This is a genomic window from Gallibacter sp. Marseille-QA0791 (genome assembly GCF_965119705.1).
Classification (GTDB): Bacteria; Bacillota; Clostridia; order Peptostreptococcales; family Anaerovoracaceae; genus Lentihominibacter; species Lentihominibacter excrementipullorum.
Window position 1 is genome coordinate 1233702 of sequence record NZ_CBCPMH010000001.1, and the last position, 19068, is coordinate 1252769.

At 41.2% G+C, this 19068-nt stretch carries 16 protein-coding genes; 2 read left to right on the forward strand and 14 right to left on the reverse strand.

What is annotated here, in order from left to right; genetic code table 11:
• Positions 1-3: 3 nt before the first annotated feature.
• From ACQY69_RS05700 to ACQY69_RS05765, 14 genes are all read right to left on the reverse strand, one after another.
• Positions 4-1047: a glycosyltransferase gene (locus ACQY69_RS05700; RefSeq protein WP_428259339.1), complete on the reverse strand. Its 1044-nt coding sequence runs from the start codon at positions 1045-1047 to the stop codon at positions 4-6.
• A 2-nt stretch (positions 1048-1049) separates the two neighbouring features.
• Positions 1050-2123: a Gfo/Idh/MocA family protein gene (locus ACQY69_RS05705; protein ID WP_428259341.1), complete on the reverse strand. Its 1074-nt coding sequence runs from the start codon at positions 2121-2123 to the stop codon at positions 1050-1052.
• A 24-nt stretch (positions 2124-2147) separates the two neighbouring features.
• Positions 2148-3248, reverse strand: a complete 1101-nt coding sequence (locus tag ACQY69_RS05710; RefSeq protein ID WP_428259343.1) for a glycosyltransferase — start codon at positions 3246-3248, stop codon at positions 2148-2150.
• Positions 3245-3805, reverse strand: coding sequence for an acyltransferase (locus ACQY69_RS05715; protein ID WP_428259344.1), 561 nt, complete (start codon positions 3803-3805; stop codon positions 3245-3247). The genes ACQY69_RS05710 and ACQY69_RS05715 overlap by 4 nt, the downstream gene beginning before the upstream one ends.
• Before the next feature lie 479 nt (positions 3806-4284).
• The gene (locus tag ACQY69_RS05720) at positions 4285-5367 is read right to left on the reverse strand and encodes a Gfo/Idh/MocA family protein (RefSeq protein WP_428259346.1); all 1083 of its coding nucleotides are present in this window, start codon (positions 5365-5367) and stop codon (positions 4285-4287) included.
• A 12-nt stretch (positions 5368-5379) separates the two neighbouring features.
• A complete protein-coding gene (locus tag ACQY69_RS05725; protein WP_428259347.1) occupies positions 5380-5943 on the reverse strand; it encodes a DapH/DapD/GlmU-related protein in 564 nt (187 codons plus the stop codon).
• Positions 5943-7253 (reverse strand): nucleotide sugar dehydrogenase, encoded by a 1311-nt coding sequence (locus ACQY69_RS05730; RefSeq protein WP_428259349.1) that lies wholly within the window; start codon positions 7251-7253, stop codon positions 5943-5945. Before ACQY69_RS05730 ends, ACQY69_RS05725 begins: the two co-directional genes overlap by 1 nt.
• Positions 7250-8338, reverse strand: a complete 1089-nt coding sequence (gene wecB, locus ACQY69_RS05735; RefSeq protein WP_428259350.1) for a non-hydrolyzing UDP-N-acetylglucosamine 2-epimerase — start codon at positions 8336-8338, stop codon at positions 7250-7252. Before wecB ends, ACQY69_RS05730 begins: the two co-directional genes overlap by 4 nt.
• Before the next feature lie 18 nt (positions 8339-8356).
• A complete protein-coding gene (locus tag ACQY69_RS05740; protein ID WP_428259352.1) occupies positions 8357-9583 on the reverse strand; it encodes a glycosyltransferase family 4 protein in 1227 nt (408 codons plus the stop codon).
• A gap of 14 nt (positions 9584-9597) precedes the next feature.
• On the reverse strand, positions 9598-10293 hold the full coding sequence (locus ACQY69_RS05745; RefSeq protein WP_428259354.1) for a sugar transferase: 696 nt from the start codon (positions 10291-10293) through the stop codon (positions 9598-9600).
• A 2-nt stretch (positions 10294-10295) separates the two neighbouring features.
• On the reverse strand, positions 10296-11504 hold the full coding sequence (locus ACQY69_RS05750; protein WP_428259355.1) for a DegT/DnrJ/EryC1/StrS family aminotransferase: 1209 nt from the start codon (positions 11502-11504) through the stop codon (positions 10296-10298).
• A 14-nt stretch (positions 11505-11518) separates the two neighbouring features.
• Positions 11519-13345: a polysaccharide biosynthesis protein gene (locus ACQY69_RS05755; protein WP_428259357.1), complete on the reverse strand. Its 1827-nt coding sequence runs from the start codon at positions 13343-13345 to the stop codon at positions 11519-11521.
• Between the two features lie 210 nt (positions 13346-13555).
• On the reverse strand, positions 13556-16765 hold the full coding sequence (locus ACQY69_RS05760) for an N-acetylmuramoyl-L-alanine amidase (protein ID WP_428259359.1): 3210 nt from the start codon (positions 16763-16765) through the stop codon (positions 13556-13558).
• A gap of 178 nt (positions 16766-16943) precedes the next feature.
• Complete coding sequence (locus ACQY69_RS05765) at positions 16944-17630, reverse strand: DUF4276 family protein (protein WP_428261023.1); 687 nt, start codon at positions 17628-17630, stop codon at positions 16944-16946.
• 88 nt (positions 17631-17718) lie between these two features.
• On the opposite strand from ACQY69_RS05765, the gene ACQY69_RS05770 reads away from it, so the two are divergent.
• On the forward strand, positions 17719-18135 hold the full coding sequence (locus ACQY69_RS05770; protein ID WP_428259360.1) for an HTH domain-containing protein: 417 nt from the start codon (positions 17719-17721) through the stop codon (positions 18133-18135).
• 2 nt (positions 18136-18137) lie between these two features.
• Positions 18138-19064, forward strand: a complete 927-nt coding sequence (locus ACQY69_RS05775) for an IS3 family transposase (RefSeq protein WP_428259361.1) — start codon at positions 18138-18140, stop codon at positions 19062-19064.
• Positions 19065-19068 lie beyond the last annotated feature (4 nt).

Below are 19068 nucleotides of genomic sequence, written 5' to 3' on the forward strand. Positions count from 1 at the left end.
CCATTACAATATCTTAAACAAATCCCTATTTTCTACTGTTCCTTCGTATATTTGCTTAAGATATTTTGTCACTTTAACATTATCATGATATCTCATAGCATATTTTCTGCCTTGTATACCAAGATTGCGCCTTTTTTCCCCATCTTGAAGCAAATCGTCTATAGTTTCTGCCAGATTTTCAAATCCGGCGCTCACTATCGGCAGTGATTCAGGAAATGACTTCCTTAGCTCATCCGAAATATATGTGATTACAGGCTTTCCCAATGCCATGGATTCTATAGCAAACACCCCGTAAGTCCCCAGTGATATTTGATCTATAATTATATCAGCTTTTTTGTATATTTCGAGAGCCTCTTTCTGTGTTTTCCCCTCTACCAAAATCAACTCATAATCATGCTTTACTTTTTTTAATTCATTTAATATTTCGTTTGTACCTTTCGTACTTCTTTTGCTTGGCGCATGGACAATAACAGGCTTTTTCTTCAAGGATTCAGGATATATCGGTACAAATTTGGTTAAATCCAGACGCAATGGAACGATATATATCGGAATATTTATCTTTGGCAGATGCGGAATCAATTCTATATCATGTAAAATCACTCCGTCTGCTGCCTTAAGCAACCGTAAGCGACGGTGCTGTACTTTTTCTCTGTTCCTTTGATTTGTTTTTTCAAAATGAATATATTTATAAGGCACTTCATTAAAAGCGTTTCTTATGTCTGACCCATGAAATTCAACAAAAATCTTTTTATTTTTTTTCTTCAGTATATTTACATCCATATTATAAGGCAGCAATGAATATCCATAATGTGAATGCAAAATGTCATATTTTTTTGCCGCATTCCATGCGAACGCTTCCATTTTCAAGGCATACAGCGGGAACATATATTTTTTCGTCTTATCAATTTTCAAGTCAATGTCAATCGGATACTCCGACGGGTTTTTACTCCATACTGCCATATGCGCATCAACACCGTTTTTTCTAAGACCCATGACGGTATATATGCCTTGCCCGGCCACTTCTGACATGCCGTGTATGACTCTCATAGTCAAAATTCACCTTTCATATCTATGCTTGCAAAGTTTCGCAGAGGAAGCTTCACCGGTTTTCCTTCCTTTTGGCTTTTATATATCGAAAGTACCACTTCCAGTGCATTTCTTCCTGCAACAGCATCTACATACGGCTGTCTATCTTTTTCTATGGCATCGATCACATCAGCAAACAAACTTGTATGCCCATTACCATATACATTACTTGTAGCTTCCTTAAGGTCTTTTTTCTTAAGATCATCGGCTGTTTCATCAGCAAAGTCCCAAACATCGATATTGTTAGTTGATGTACCGCCTATTTTGACAGTACCGTTTTCTCCAAACACATAAAGAGTTTCCTCTAAATTTTTAGGATATACATTCGTAGTTCCTTCTATGGTGCCAATTGCTCCGTTTTTGAACTTTACTACAGCCATTCCAACATCCTCTGTCTCTAAATAATTATGGAATTGCTGTCTTGTAGCACCGTACACTTCCTCTATCTCGTCACCCATCATCCATCTGAGCAAATCTATTCCGTGTATACACTGATTCATTAGTGCTCCGCCATCCTGAGCCCATGTTCCTCTCCATGACGCCTGGTCATAGTATCCATGATCTCTATTCCATCTCACATGAATGGAACCATGTGATAATTTACCGAATCGTCCAGTCTCTACGGCTTTTCTAAGCTCCTGAATCGCAACATTGAAGCGGTTCTGGTGACAAGCAGATACTTTAATATTGTTGGCCTTAGCAGCTTCAATAATTTTATCGGCATCTTCCATGCTCATCGCCATAGGTTTCTCTATAATTACATTTATTTTATTGTTGATACAATAGAGGGCGATTCCGGCATGTATTCCACTCTCTGTAGCTATGCTGACCAGTTCAGGTTTTTCTGCCTCTATCATCTCTTTATAATCGGCATATCTTGTAATGGATTTATCGTTCTGCAAATCATATTTAGCAAGCAGAGATTCCATTTTTTCCGGTAAAATATCACATACAGCGACAATGTTTAATTCATTATTTAAGGCTGCTTTTATGTGATTTACGGCAATCCTTCCACATCCTATAAGTGCGTATTTCATTTTTCCCTCCTGAAAATTTTAATTTTATTTTGTGAGTTCCTCAGCTACTTTTTCGGCTCTCTTTTGCCAGGTATTGTCCCTAGACACATTGATAGTATTTTCTGTTTTAGTTCGAATTTCTTTATAATTTTTTTTAAGCTTTGTCAACAGTTCTTTAATGCACAACTCACTATATTCTGTCGTCCATCCAATATCGTTTTGTTCAACAAAGTCTGCTATAGCTACTCCTTTAGTTGAGATAATTGGTATTCCATAACTTATAGCTTCAAATGCCTTTATTGGCATTGCGATTTCTCTATACTCACTTTTTTCAATACAAAGTGAAGCTACATCTGCTTCCTCATAGAAAGTCTTTAGTTCTTTGTTTTTTTTATGAACTACATTTATTCGATCACATAAGTATGGCTCGTATAAATTTACTGCTTCGTCCCATTGATCTTTCGGAGTACATAATGTAAGAAAAATATCGTCACTTTCTTTTATTGCCTTGCAAAATGTTCTTATATCATACAGCCCTGTGACTCCTCCTACATAAAAAATTTTTAATGCATTGGTGTTTTTTGTCGCATCTAATCTTTTTTCAAAAACATCATAGTGCAGCTGTCCTCCCGGCGGAAGTTCTGAAAGGTCAAATTGATACGGTAAATATTTTTCAAAATACTTTGTGGGCACATATAACTTATCAACAAGCTTTTTGTACATATACAAATCATACTTAAACATTGGTACTAAGATAGACCGCTTCAAAAGATTTGTGTTGTTTTTAATTATATCAAACTTCCAATATATGTCTCGGTAAAAAAGGCCTATTTTAATACCATTGTTTTTGCAGAACTTGAAAAATGAGAAATCTAATTTAGGATATCTGGGCAAATGATTCTTTTCAGATAGCAATGTAGGAATATTTCTGCTTTCCGAATATAAGAAATCATATTTTTCTCCTTTATTTATTCTATACTTAACTTTCTCTATCTTCTCTTTTCTTTCAGCTCCATATCCTGTTATTTCTGTAACCTCATATCCGTTCTCTTTAAACGCATCCAACATCATCTTGGGTCTTAAATCTGAGCCAGCTGATGGAGTATTGGCAATTTCACCCGGATAATGGAACAAACATTTTTTCATTCTTCTAAGCCTTTCATTTCGCCATCGCTTAATATATATTTTTTATTGCATGATGGACATCTATGATCATCATTTAAAATATTACCGCACACACACACCCAACCAGTCTGCTTTGCCGGAACGCCCATTACAAGCGCATGTGGCTTCACATTTCTTGTAACAACAGAACCTGCCGCTACCATTGCATATTCCCCTACTTCATTACCACATACAATAGTCGCATTAGCTCCAATGGAACATCCTTTTCTTAATATAGTTTTTTTGTATTCTCTTCTTATACTGGCACGAGGTGTTAAATCGTTAGTAAAAACCATAGAAGGGCCACAAAAGACATCGTCTTCGATTTCAACTCCCTCATATACGGATACATTGTTTTGAATTTTGCAATTATTGCCTATCTTTACATTGTTAGCAATGTTTACATTTTGTCCTATATTACAATTCTTTCCTATTGTCGCATTAGATTGCACATGACAAAAATACCAAATTTTAGTTCCTTCTCCAATTGTTACATTTCCGTCAATGTAACTGGATGCATGAACAAAATAGTTAAGCATTTTTTATCTCCTTTTCCATATTTCTTTATATTTATTTAAATCATACCTCATTCTATAATATCATATCTATCTCTTACATATTATTCAACCCATAATTACATTTATTTTTTTCATAATTGCATAATTTAATTTCATATATTTTCACATACTATATATTCTCTATACATTTGCTGTAGCTATAAATATTACAACAACTAAACGCTTGATATCCTCAACATTCTTAATTAGTATGTCTTCCTAAAAATACATTCCAAACAACCAGTTACCTCCCCAATTAGACATCAACCTTTTACATAGCAAAACAGGCTAATCAAACATAGAAATATTATTTATTATACCATACCAAATTTGTATTTCTACCTGTGATAAATGTGACTCACTCATCATGTTTCGCAACTCTGCAATTAATAAAAAACATTTGATGAAGATTCCGATTTCTAGTCCACTTTCTTTATTCTAAATGAACATTCCTTTAATTCTTAGTTATCCCAAAACTCACCCTTCATATCTGTACTTGCAAAATCCTTCAGCGGCAGTTTGACTGGCGTTCCAGTCTTCTGGCTCTTGTATATGGAAAGTACCACTTCGAGGGCGTTTCTCCCTGCGACTGCATCAACGTATGGTTTTCTGTCGTTTTCTATAGCATCCATTACGTCGGCAAAGAGACTCGTATGCCCATTACCGTAAACGTTGCTGGTTTCCTCCTTAAGTCCTTTATTTTTGTTGTCAGCTTCTGTCTCATCGGCAAAATCCCAGACATCTATATTGTTAGTGGATGTTCCGCCGATTTTTACAGTTCCATTTTCACCAAAGATATACAGCGTTTCTTCAAGATTCTTCGGATACACATTGGTAGTCCCTTCAACAGTTCCAATCGCCCCGTTTTTGAATTTGATGACAGCCATTCCCACATCTTCCGCTTCAAGGTAGTCGTGGAACTGCTGTCTTGTCGCCCCGTAGATTTCCTCTATCTCGTCTCCCATCATCCATCTGAGAAGATCTATCCCATGTATGCACTGATTCATGAGGGCACCGCCATCCTGGGCCCATGTACCTCTCCATGGAGCCTGGGTATAATATCCTTTATTACGATTCCATCTAACATGAATGGAGCCATGGGACAGCTTGCCGAATCTTCCGGCTTCCATAGCCTGTCTGAGCTGCTGGATCGCTACATTGAAACGATTCTGATGGCATGCTGAAACCTTCACGCCTTTTTCTTCCGAAAGCCTGATTATTTTATCCGCGTCTTCTATACTCATAGCCATAGGTTTCTCTATTATGAGATTCACGCCTTTTTCTATGCAGTACAGAGCGATTTCCGCATGTAAACCGCTCTCCGTAGCTATACTTATTAGTTCAGGCTTTTCTTCCTCTATCATCTTCTTATAATCTTCGTATCTCTTTATGGAAGCATCGCCCTGAAGCTCGTGCTTTGCCAACAATTCTTCCATCTTTTCCGGGATCACGTCACATACGGCAATGATTTCAAGTTTGTTATTTATCGCTGCTTTCATGTGATTCGTAGCAATCCTTCCGCAACCTATCAATGCGTATTTCATCATTTTCCTCCACTATTTTTCTACAAGTCCGTTGTCTGCTTCCGTATACTCACGCCCGCACTTAGGACAAGTCAAGCCGTTCCGCAATACCTCTCCGCATTCACATACCCAACCTATCTGCCTTGCCGGTACCCCAGCCATCAAAGCATGATCCAGAACATCCTTTGTTACGACCGCTCCTGACGCGATCATCGACCACTTTCCAAGGGTATTGCCGCATACGATAGTCGCGTTAGCACCTACTGTCGCGCCCATTTTCAGCAGTGTTTTTTTGTATCCGGCGCTACCTTTGGGATATTTCGCTCTTGGGGTAAGATCATTGGTAAACACCATAGAAGGCCCGCAGAAAACATAGTCTTCCATTTCAACACCTTCGTAAACTGAAACATTGTTCTGCAGTTTGCATCCGTTGCCTATTTTAACGTTATTAGAAACATTTACGTTTTGGCCAAAAGAACATTTCTCGCCGATCACTGCCCCTGTTTGGATATGACAAAAATGCCATATCTTTGTTCCTTTACCAATTTTTACGTCATCATCTATATAGCTGGATTCGTGTGCAAAATAATCACTCATTACAACACCTCGATATTTTCTCTATTTTCTATATCTTTCATTGCATTTCTCGTATCGAAAATCGCTTGGGCGTTTTTCTGTATCATATCGTAATCGACGTTTGTGTGGGCTGCCGTAATGACTATGAGATCATAATCTGAAATTATTTTCGCATCTATTTCGTCAATCCCCTTGAACACTTGTCCGTTATCCTTGTATTCAGCGATCCATGGATCATAGAATTCAGTCCTAGCGCCTGCTGCTTTTAATTTTTCGATAACTCTAATGGCTGGACTCTCCCTGTAATCGTCAATATCATTTTTATAAGCTACCCCCAGCACTAATACCTTCGACCCGTTGAGCGCCTTTTTCCGCCTGTTCAAAATAGTCATCGCCCTCTCGACACAGTATTCAGGCATTTTATCATTTACCATCATAGAGTTTTCTATCATCGACGTATGGAATCCATATTCGCGTGCCTTCCATGAAAGATAGTATGGATCCAGAGGAATACAGTGTCCTCCGAGCCCTGGCCCCGGATAGAAAGCCTGGAAGCCATATGGTTTGGTCTTTGCCGCATCAACTACCTCCCAGTAATCGATACCCAATTTGTTACAAAGCATTACCATCTCATTGGCAAGACCGATATTTATATTCCTATAGGTGTTTTCAAGTATCTTCTCCATTTCCGCTACAGCCGGTGAAGATACTTCATATACATCCCCTTCGAGCACAGCTCTGTACATGGCTGCGATCACCTCTCGCGCGTCATCTCCAATGGCCCCCACTACCTTAGGAGTGTTTTTCGTTTTAAACTGTTTATTACCCGGATCGACTCTTTCCGGAGAAAAGCCCAGATAAAAATCTTCTCCACATTTCAACCCGGATGACTCAAGTATCGGTTTGAGAAGTTCCTCTGTCGTCCCAGGATATGTAGTGGATTCCAAGACCACCATAGTTCCTTTCGTCATGTATTTCGCGATTTTCTCTGCCGAAGACCTGACGTAACTGATGTCTGGCTGCTGATGCTTATCGAGTGGCGTCGGAACGCAGATAGCGATAAAATCCACATCTTTAACAAAACTGAAATCACTTGTAGCCTGTAGCATCCCCGCCTCTACGATTCGTTTTAAATCGTCATCGACTACATCGCCGATATAGTTTGTCCCGGCGTTCACCATATCGACTTTCTTTTTCTGGACATCGAATCCGATAGTCTTAAAACCCGCTTTTGCCTTTTCCACGGCAAGAGGAAGACCTACATAACCGAGGCCCACAACACCAACGATGACATCTTTATTTTTTATTTTATTCAGCAACTGTTCCCTCATCTTTTGCTCCTCCCGATATATTCATCAATATGTTTGATTATCTTAACAGCAGACTGACCATCTCCAAAAGCATCGTTCTCCTTTATTTTCTGTTTTTTTGCAAGTTTTCTAAGGATATCTTCCTTATCAGCTTTCGCCAACTGATTTCGATCATCTATCATCGTTTCCGGCCATACAACATAATCAAAGATTGTAACACATTGCTTTTCAGCAAAAAACGCTTCCCGCTGCAATCCCCCTGAATCTGTTATGACCTTCTTGCTATGGTTAACAAGATAAACTGACATAAGATAGCCTACTGGCTCACAGACGATCGTATTTGTATATCCTTTCTCCTCCATCAGCTTTTTCACCCTGTTCTTATTTCTCGGATGGACAGGGTAGATGCATTTTTTATCTAAAGTTTCCATTGCATCGAGGATTTCTGTCAAAACCTCATCAGTTCCGGTATTTTCTTCCCGGTGACAGGTCATATAATAAAATTCCTGCGGAAGCTCTATCGTCTCTCCATCAAATCCGACTAGCTTTTCAGGGATGTCATCCCCTACCTTCTCGCTATAATATTTGAATGCATCATACATGGGATCTCCCACTACATACGCGTTTTGAGAAATGCCTTCTTTTTTCAAAAATTCCAATGCAGATTCAGTACAACAGAGCTTCAAAGATGACACATGGTCCGTCACGATCCTGTTTACTTCTTCCGGATTGTCGAGCGTCCCAAGCCTGTTACCTGCTTCAACATGTACCACAGGGATATGCAGCTTGACTGCCGCCAAAGCTCCTGCCATAGTAGAATTGGTATCTCCATAGAGAAGCACTGCATCCGGTTGCTCCTTCAAAAGGACATCTTCAATAGCAATGAGCATCTCGCCGGTCATCTTGCCGTGCGAACCGCCTGAAATCCCAAGGTTGTAATCCGGATCAGGAATGTCCAATTCTTTAAAAAATACATCCGACATATTGTAATCGTAATGCTGCCCCGTATGAACGAGGATTTCCTCATATTCTTTTCTCAGTTCTCGGGAGACAACTGCCGCTTTTATAAATTGGGGACGAGCACCCACTATGGTCAATACTTTCATCAAAGTTTTCCTTTCCACCTATTCCATGACACTTTCAAATTTCTTGGATAAGCTTCGGTAGTTAAAAAACTCTTTCGCAGCTTTAACTCCATTTTCACCCATCCTTTTCCTTGTTTCTTCGTCCAAATGTATCAATTCTTTTATTCCCATTTCTAAAGCATCTATATCGTCTCCGTCTACCGAAATGCCGCAATCATACTCTTTTACATAATTGTTGGGAGCATCCACCATATAAAGTATCGGTTTTCCACCCATCATCGCATCAAACAATTTATTCATGGAAATACCAAACCTGAATATTTTCTGGCTTTTTGCTCCTACAAATGAAGCATCTATATAATTAAACAAGTCGGGGATGGCTTTTTTGGGTATCGGGTCAAAAAAGGTGAACTTATCTTCATGTCCAGCAGTCATCGCTTTTAATTCATCCTTATCCAGCCCCGATCCGATGAAGGTAACTGTAAGATCCTTACAATCCATTTTTATAACAGCTTCTATCAAAACATCTAAATTGTATGTTTTATGAATGCTCCCGAAAAAGCATAAGTTGAATTTCCCATTTTCTCTGTTCTTGTTAAAATGATTCGCGATATTTTGGGGGAGCTTACTGCTGTGATCCCATTCTTCCAACACCACTCCGTTAGGTATATGCACGAACTTCTCTGGCGCCATTCCATGTTCAATAAAATATGCTTTCGCAGAAGGCAATAGAGATACGATAAAATCCGATTTCGCACAAAAAGAATCTTCGCCCCTTTGCATCACACGTATGAATGGATGTTTAGGTGACATGCCACCGATTTCTATCGGACTTATCGGCCACATATCATGCACTTCATGTATCAGTTTCACCTTTTTCCCGGACTTTCGGCGGATGCGTTGACCTACATAGGTATCAAGCGGATATGTGGACGAGCAGATGACCACATCGGGATCCATCTCCCGTATGATCTTCCCCGCATGCAGCCACAGCTTGGTAACGAACTTGGCCATCGTCACAGCTCGTTTAACACCGTTTCCTTCATATTCCCCCGTCTTTATCCAATGATAGTGTATCCCGTCTATCATTTCTTCCTGAAAATCCTTCGATATGTCAGGATTTATACGGCGCAGGTGGGAATAGTCGGCAGCGATTATATCCACCCGGTGCCCCATCTTTATCCATTCTCTCGCGAAATAGTAAGGCCTGAACTCCATTCCCATCTCGGGAGAGCCTGCATAGTGATTTATCAACAATATATTCATTTACCCTCTGCCTCTCATCTTATGACGCTCACCGCAGTCTTCAGCATGAGTTTAATGTCATATAAAAAACTGAATTTCTCGATATACTCCAGGTTGTACCGCATCTTATCCGGCAGGACCTCATCCACGTAGGCTTCATCCACCGTCATCCCTTTGGCCGTATATTCGTCAATGATATCATCCTCGTCCTTATAACATATGCTGGCGAGGGATGTGATCCCTGCCGGCATCAATAGTGTGGCCATCATCTCTTCAGTATAAGCGTCCACATATTTTCTCACTTCCGGCCTCGTTCCTACGAAGGTCATCTCCCCTTTGAGCACATTGATAAGCTGCGGTATTTCGTCGAGCCTGCATTTCCTTATCTTGGAACCAACCTTCGTTATCCTCATATCGCTCCCGGTCGTGACCAGAGAGCCCATTTTGTCGGCGTTATCGACCATGGTACGGAATTTGAATATCCTGAAGTCCCGGTTGCCGGTCGTGACTCTCGTCTGTCTGAAAAATACAGGTCCTTTTGAGTCAGCCTTTATCATCACCGCCAGGATAAGGAAGAGCCAGGACAGCAATATCAACATGATCAGCGATACGATAACATCAAAAGCCCTTTTGACCAAAAGGCTAAAGCGCCTTCTGGCCAGCATATCGTAATATTTTCTGACGCTGCTCGTCTTCATCTCCTGAGGCAGGTTTTTCCATGATATAAACATATCTATTCGTATTCCCTCATCACGCCTTTGACTCCCTCTATGATATAATCTACCTGCTCATCCGTCAACCTGCTGTACAAAGGCAATGTTATCTCATTTCTGTAATAGTTATATGAATTCGGGTAATCTTCGATATCAAATCCCATATTTTTATAAGCCGTAAGCATAGGCAGTGGCTTATAGTGAACATTGCTGGCGATCCCTTTTTCCGCAAGCTTCTTTATCATATCGTTTCTCGCATCCTCTGATATGCCCACCGGTCTGATGAAATACAGGTGCCCACTGGAACGGTAGTTTTCGCCCGCATGTTCCAGCACGCTCATATTCTCATTTTTAAAAGCATCATCGTATCTCGATATGATCTCATGCCGCCTCTTCAGCATGCTCTGGTAACGCATAAGCTGTGCAAGGCCCATAGCCGCCTGTATATCGGTCATGTTGCACTTATACGCAGGTGAAACTATATCGTATTCCCAAGAGCCTGCTTTCGTCTTATCCAGCGCGTCCTTCGTCTGCCCATGGAGCGACAGATCCATATACTCCTTATATATTCTTTCATCGTCTACACCTTCAATCCCCTTCCAGGTGATCGCCCCGCCTTCCGCAGTCGTCAGGTTCTTTACGGCATGGAAAGAAAAGCAGGTGAAATCGGCAAATCCGCCTGATCTTTTGCCATTTTTCTCAGCGCCCAGCCCGTGGGAGGAGTCGGCAATGACGATTATCCTTCCAAGCTTTTTCTGAATATCATTGGCCTCGTTGGCAGTGAACTTACCCCGATTTTTTTCCACGATCTCATAAACCCTGCCGTAATCGCAGATTATCCCGGCCAGATCGACAGCGATTATGGCCTTGGTCTTCTCCGTTATGGCCTTCTCCATAAGCTCGTAATCCATCACCGGCGCATCTTCCTGTATATCCACCATGACGGGCGTCGCTCCCACATGACAGATGGGGCTGCAGCTTGCCGTATAAGTATATGCCGGAACTATCACCTCATCCCCCGGCCCGACCCCAAGGAGCCTCAATGTCATTTCAATGGCAGCCGTCGCCGAACCGAGGCAGACGGTCTTTTCTGTACCCATATATTCCGATAACTGTCTTTCAAACTCCTTCGTCTTCGGCCCTGTGGTTATCCATCCCGACTTCAACGTATCTACCACAGCATCGATTTCCGCCTGAGAAATATCCGGCGGTGAGAACGGTATGTTCATTCTTTCTCTCCCCTTTAATTGTTCGTGATGGTGTACGTATCGCACACTTTCTCTATCTCTTCTTTTATATGATCGCTGTTAGTCTCCGCGACAGCGATCAGCCCATCCAACTGGTTCAGGAACTCCTCCTGGTCTATATCTATCGGTTTGCCGATGAAGATGAGATCGTTCGGTGTACTTTCCAGGCCTTCCTCAGCCATCAACAGCTCCTCGTACAGCTTTTCACCCGGCCGAAGGCCGACTATCTCGATTTTTATATCCCTGTCGGGGACGAATCCTTTCATCTTTATCAGGTTCACCGCCAGATCATATATCTTGACTGGCTGCCCCATATCCAGAACGAATATCTCTCCGCCTTTCGCCATGAGGCCTGCCTGAAGGACCAGCGAAACAGCTTCGCTGACGGTCATGAAAAATCTGGTTATTTCTCTGTGGGTAAGGGTAACCGGTCCGCCTGCTTCTATCTGCTTGAGAAAAAGAGGTATCACAGAGCCGTTGCTTCCCAGCACGTTGCCGAATCGCACAGCGACAAACTCCGTCTTGGACCTTCGGCTGTAAGTCTGTACGATCATCTCGCATATCCTCTTCGTCGCACCCATCACGTTGGTAGGTCTGACAGCTTTGTCCGTGGAGATCAGTACGAATCGCTTGACGCCGCACTTGTCCGCCAGCTTTACCATATTGAGAGTTCCCTTGCAGTTATTCTTGACAGCTTCGTTAGGCGAATATTCCATCAGCGGCACATGTTTGTGGGCCGCCGCGTGATATATCACATCAGGGCTGTATTTTTTGAAAATACACTCCAGCCTGTCGTAATCTCTTACCGAAGCGATCAGAACTCTCACATCAGCTTCCGGATAATACCTGTTGAGCTCCATCTGAAGCTCGTAGGCCCCGTTTTCGTAGATATCTACGATGAGGAGCTTTCCCGGCTTATTGGCCACGATCTGCCTGCACAGCTCCGAGCCTATGGTCCCTCCGCCGCCGGTAACCATTATTGTTTTGCCCGCGACAAAATCCGCCAGCTCAGGATTCTCTATGACCACAGCGTCTCTTCCGAGGAGGTCCTCGTAATTCACATCTCTCACTGTCTGGCTGAGAGATGAGGTGAGACTCGCAGCGATAGCAGGAAGCCGTCTGAGTCTGGCGTCTGTTTTCTGACATATTGAAAGGATATCCCTGATGGTTGTCGGCGGAGCTGACGGGATCGCGATGATTATCTCATCCACACTGTACTTATCTGCCATTCGTGGTATATCATCACGATCACCTACGATAGGAAGACCGTGTATATATTTTCCCTTCTTAGCCGGGTTATCATCTATGATGCATACGATCCTTGACGCTCCCGGGCCATACTGCAGTTCTTTGATGAGCAAAGATGCCGCCGCTCCTGCGCCGACGATCATGATGTTGCGCCTTTCGCCTACGTTCTGATATTTTTTCCTGAACTGCTTGAATAATCTTACGGAGAGCCTCGCTCCTGCCAGCAGGATGAACAGGCACACCCAGTTGAACACATAAAAACTGCGTGGCATGGCGATGCTCCAAAGGAGTCTGTACACGACATACAACGCTTCTATAACCAACGATGCTTTGAATACTGCGATCATGTCATCGACACCAGCATATGTCCATACTCTATTATAGAGTTTGAACAGCGCCAATACGGCAATAGCAATGGTGATGTCTACAGGCAGATAATCGATGGTCGGAATGAGATACTGGATATCCATGGTGAAGATACCGAATCTCAACGCTAATGGAGCAAAATCGCTGAAGACCACGATGATCGCATCTATTATGATCAAAATTATTATTCTTATTATCTTCGAACGCATAATTTTATTTCCCTGATCATTAATTTATAGCATGCAATATAGACATGCATTTTGAGCATGCATTTTAATGCTACCATAAATGTGTGATGATTTCAAGGAATACAGGAAGATTACCCATATTGTCATTCTATAAATTTATAGCATATATTGCAAAATAAGCAAGCTGTTATTGCTGAGGGTATCAGCCTATTTAATACTTTCAAAATAATATCATATTGCCAACAAATTTTTCATCATAGAAACTATGCTCTTTCCATAGCCCTTTGCCGTTGCCCATCCTTTACCACTAGGATTTTCTTTCTGTCCAAGCCACTCAACGTAAGGTGCACACCCTCTGTCTACATATCCAAATCTCGGATCAACAAGTTTATTATTTAAAGGTTCATCATTCGCATACGCTTTAAGGTGCTGAATATGCGCTCTGATTCCTGTCCGCACGTCCTTGAAAGTCGCACCTGCGACACCTCCCCCAGTTGCACCTAAGCCAGCAAAATTAAACTGACTTATTTTAACGTCGCCACTAAATTGAAGCCATCCAGTCTCCTTCATTGCTTGGCAAAAGGCAACTTCAACTTTTATATCTTCCGCTTCTGCTTCTTCTATGTATATTTGGCAAAATTCTTTCAAAGAAATATCTTCCTTTTCCACATAATATTTAGGGAAAGTTTTTCCGCTTTCATTGAAATATTTAACTAATTTATCAGAAGATATATTTACAAATCCTTCGATTATAGTTTTGTTTTCAACCGATAAATCAATAGCTCCCCCTTTTGTAACGTAATATTTTTTCCCATTCCAATCCACAAATCCTGCTGTTACTTTTATTTTCCCAGTGTCTTTATCCGCATAATACCATATTCCATTCTTCACATTCTTATATATTCCCTTTACCATCTTACATGTTGCATCAAAATAGTATGCTCCATTGTTCGTGTTCACCTGTTCGTTACAGGCTACTGCCCCACCTTTTTTCACATAATATCTTTCTCCATCCCAATCTACAAATCCTGCTGTTACTTTTATTTTCCCCGTATCTTTATCCGCATAATACCATATTCCATTCTTCACATTCTTATATATTCCCTTTACCATCTTACATGTTGCATCAAAATAGTATGCTCCTTCATTTGTATTCACTTGTTGATTACTTATAGGGTTGCCATTTGACTCAACAGCTCCGCCTTTTGTGACATAATATCTTTCTCCATCCCAATCTACAAATCCTGCTGTTACTTTTATTTTCCCAGTGTCTTTATCCGCATAATACCATATTCCATTCTTCACATTCTTATATATTCCCTTTACCATCTTACATGTTGCATCAAAATAGTATGCTCCATTGTTCGTGTTCACCTGTTCATTACAGGCTACTGCCCCACCTTTTTTCACATAATATCTTTCTCCATCCCAATCTACAAATCCTGCTGTTACTTTTATTTTCCCCGTATCTTTATCCGCATAGTACCATATTCCATTCTTTGCATTCTTGTATATGCCCTTTACTATATTTCCATTGGAATCAAAATAATATGCTCCTTCATTTGTATTCACTTGTTGATTACTTATAGGGTTGCCATTTGACTCAACAGCTCCGCCTTTTGTGACATAATATTTTTTCCCATTCCAATCCACAAATCCTGCTGTTACTTTTATTTTCCCAGTGTCTTTATCCGCATAATACCATATTCCATTCTTCACATTCTTATATATTCCCTTTACCATCTTACATGTTGCATCAAAATAGTATGCTCCATTGTTCGTGTTCACCTGTTCATTACAGGCTACTGCCCCACCTTTTTTCACATAATATCTTTCTCCATCCCAATCTACAAATCCTGCTGTTACTTTTATTTTCCCAGTGTCTTTATCCGCATAGTACCATATTCCATTCTTTGCATTCTTATATATGCCCTTTACTATATTTCCATTGGAATCAAAATAATATGCTCCTTCATTTGTATTTACTTGTTGATTACGAGCAAAAGTTCCATCGCCAAATTGGTATTTAGGTCCATCTTCCGTCTCTACCCATTTCCCTTTTGATAGCCCAAAATACTTCGCTATCCCTGTCGCATCGGCGACACCCAGCTTTTTCAGGTTTGCTTCTGACTTCAAAAATGCAGCATCGTTTTTATTATCTATAAATGCATGCTCTACTATAAGTCCCGGAAAACCGGCAAGTTTACTCATCCTGATTATTCCGTAATAATCTGCTGCTGAACCATTTGGATACTTATCATTTACAGCATTCCTGATCTTTGTTCCCCTATTATATAAACCCAATGCAGTAAGCTCTGCCTGTATTTTAGTCGCAGCAGAGCCCCCCTGCGATCCTATGGAAGAATTATAATTATTATTAGGATAGTAAACTTCCGCACCTGTTCCACCGCCGGCGTTGATATGTATGCTAATCAGAAGATCAGCACCGTATTTCTTTCCCACATTGACCCTGTTCTGCAATTCCTGAGTCGCTGTACTTCCACCGACGTCACTATCCCTATCGCGAGTCATATAAACCTCGATACCGCTGTATTGTTCAAGTTCCGCTTTACAGTACTGGGCAATTTTCAACGTAAGATTCTTCTCATATAGACCATTAGCAACTGCTCCCGGATCACCACCGCCGTGGCCCGGATCTAACACCACTACGACATTACCGCTCTTAGCGCTTCTTGAGGCCTTGAGCGGTGCACTGATACTCGCCGTAGCAAGGGCAGCATCGATATCATTGGATATTTCCTTTTTATTTATCGTTCCATTTTCGTTGACTTCAACATCTACGACATTTTCTTCACTTTCTTCTGGAGCTGTTACTGCAAAAGTCGCATCAATTTCCACGTTATCGAATTCAAAATAATACTCCTCGTCATCTATAAAGTATTTAACGCCTTTTATAGTATAAGTTCCCTGTTCGGAGGCTTTGAAATCCCTTGTAAACAGCACGGAACTGTCCGTCCTGTTAGCTTCTTTAAGACTCAGTTCCTCACCTGACGGACCCTCATATATCAGCTGCATCTCTTCGATCTCATTGAGGCTGCTGTCCCACGAAACGGCGATGTTCTGAGTTCCCGGCGCGGCCAGTTCACGGTTATCTATATACAGAAACTTCATTTCCTCCGTCACGTTTTCCGCTACTGCTTCTCCACTGCCTTTAGTTAAATCTCCCGCGGAAGGCTCTTCTGAAACTTCACTGCTGCTTACAGCTTCTTTTTCTGATTTCTGAGACGAGTCAGTAGGTTCTTCCTCTGTTCCGTCTTCAGGTGTAACAGCATCGCTTCCCGTAGTCACCTTATCCGGCTCCTGTGATTCGATACCTGTTCCCTGCTGAGATGCCGTCTCTGCAAAGCTGTAATTCACCGTTGGAATGACCATTACAGCAATCATAACCGCGATCAAGATCTTAGAAAGTTTCTTTTTCATAATAACCAGACTCAGCGCCGCTGAGTACGCCCCTCCTTCTCAAATGACAATTTACATGTATATGTCTAATATTTTAATTTTATAGTATAGAATATTCCTTTTCAAGTTTTTACTCAAAATTTTTGTTAAATCTTGTCACACCTTCGCCACAAATCATGAAATATTCTCATCAAACTATTTACTCTTTAATTCTGATTTCTAATTCACTTACAAAGTGTCTGAAGCTCGGAGATTCGTTTCTGTCCAGTTCCATTGCTGCACCAATACGATCTGCCCATTCGCATTTTGCTTTTCCGATTTCCGTATATGCTGTATTAGCCTTTTTCTTCAGTTTTATAAGACCACCAGGATATAGCATATTGGCAAGCACTTCCCACGTCTCACATATCCCATCCTGCTCATAAGACTGTAACACTTTTTTTCTGGCATTTGGATACACTTCAAAGATCGCTTCACTATCTCCAAGAATCCAAGCCTCCATCTCTTTTACCGCTATACAAAAAACATGATCCGTTCTGAGCATCATATCATCTGCGAACTTTTTCAACTGGCTATAAAATTCATCCGTATTTCTATTGTCATTGTCAAGAACAACAACGATAGCCGCGTCAGGCATGCTTGCTAATGCCTTATCAAAACCCGTCATATATGAGACAAGAGAGTTGAGCAGATTGCCTCTTTTCCTTTCTTCCAAACTCCCTTGTGTTTTTAAATGCCCCAATCCTTTAAATGATTTAATTGCATGTGTAATGCTTTGTTTTTGATATTTTTTCTTAATTTTGTTGATTACGTGTCCTACCAAAAGTTCCGTCGATTGATCCTCTAAACTGTACCCATAAAACTGGACACAGAATTTGGGATACAGCTTGAAGGAAAATGAGTTTTAATCCACCTCCAAGCAGTAAAATACGATATAATCTATGTATCTTCACGGAGGTGATGAAATGAAATCTTTGTTTACAAAGGAACAGATTGATGAACTCAGGTTAAACCCATACACCTATCATGTCAGCAATACGACCATAAAGTTCACAGAAGAGTTCAAAGATGCATTCTGGCGTCTGTATCTGCAGGATATGCCCCTGCGTGACATCGTCAGGACTTTAGGCTATGATTACGACGTCCTTGGCGAAAAACGTGTTGGAGGTTTCATTTACAACCTCAGAAAGAACCGCCTGACACCGGAGCAAAGGGTCGCCTCCTCATCTCCGCAGCGAATTACACGTCCGCCTGCCAATACTGATTATACACATATGTATGCCAGCGAAGCCATTAAAAACATGTCTGCCGAACTTACATATCTTCGTCAGGAAGTTGAGTTTTTAAAAAAACTTTCGCAGCTGGAGATAAAAAAGGATTCAGAGGATTGATTATGGATACAAGCTCATCTAAATTCCAGCTCATACATGAGCTTGTCAGCCGGGAAGATAATGTTCTTACGATCACTGAACTCTGCTCGATTGCCCGTGTTTCCAGATCCGGATATTACAACTGGGTCAACAGCAAAGATAAGCGGGATGAACAGGAGCGGAAAGACCGCCATGACTTTGAATTGATCTTGGAAGCCTTCTCTCACCGGGGATATGATAAAGGAGTTCGAGGGATCCACATGCGGCTTCTGCACATGGATCCGCCGATTCTCATGAATGTCAAAAAAATCAGTCGGTTGATGCATAAATACAACTTGATCTGTCCCATACGGCAGGCAAACCCGTACCGGAGAATGGCCGCAGCATTAAAAACCAATAATGTTGCCGACAACCTTGTAAACCGTGAGTTTGAGGAACACGGACCACGAAGCATCCTTCTGACTGATATTACATATATTCCTTACAATGGCACATTTGCATATTTATCGACCATAATTGATGCTTTTACCAAGCAGGTGCTGTCATACGCCATCAGCGATAATTTAAAGCTGGATTTTGTACTTCTCACGGTTGAACAGCTAATCAGGAACCATAGGATTTCTTTGGATGAAGAAACAATTATCCATTCCGACCGGGGAGTCCATTATACAAGTTACAAATTCATCGAAATTGTAAAAGACAGCAATCTCAGGCAGTCTATGTCCAGAAGAGCCAATTGCTGGGATAATGCTCCTCAGGAGAGTTTCTTCGGACATATGAAAGATGAGATTGATGTCAGCAACTGCACTGACTTCTGCGAAGTAAAGGACATCATAGATGATTGGATCGACTATTACAACAATGAGCGTTATCAATGGGATCTGGCAAAACTTTCGCCCAATGAATATTACTCATATATCACGACGGGGATTTATCCGTTAAAGAAATAGAAGG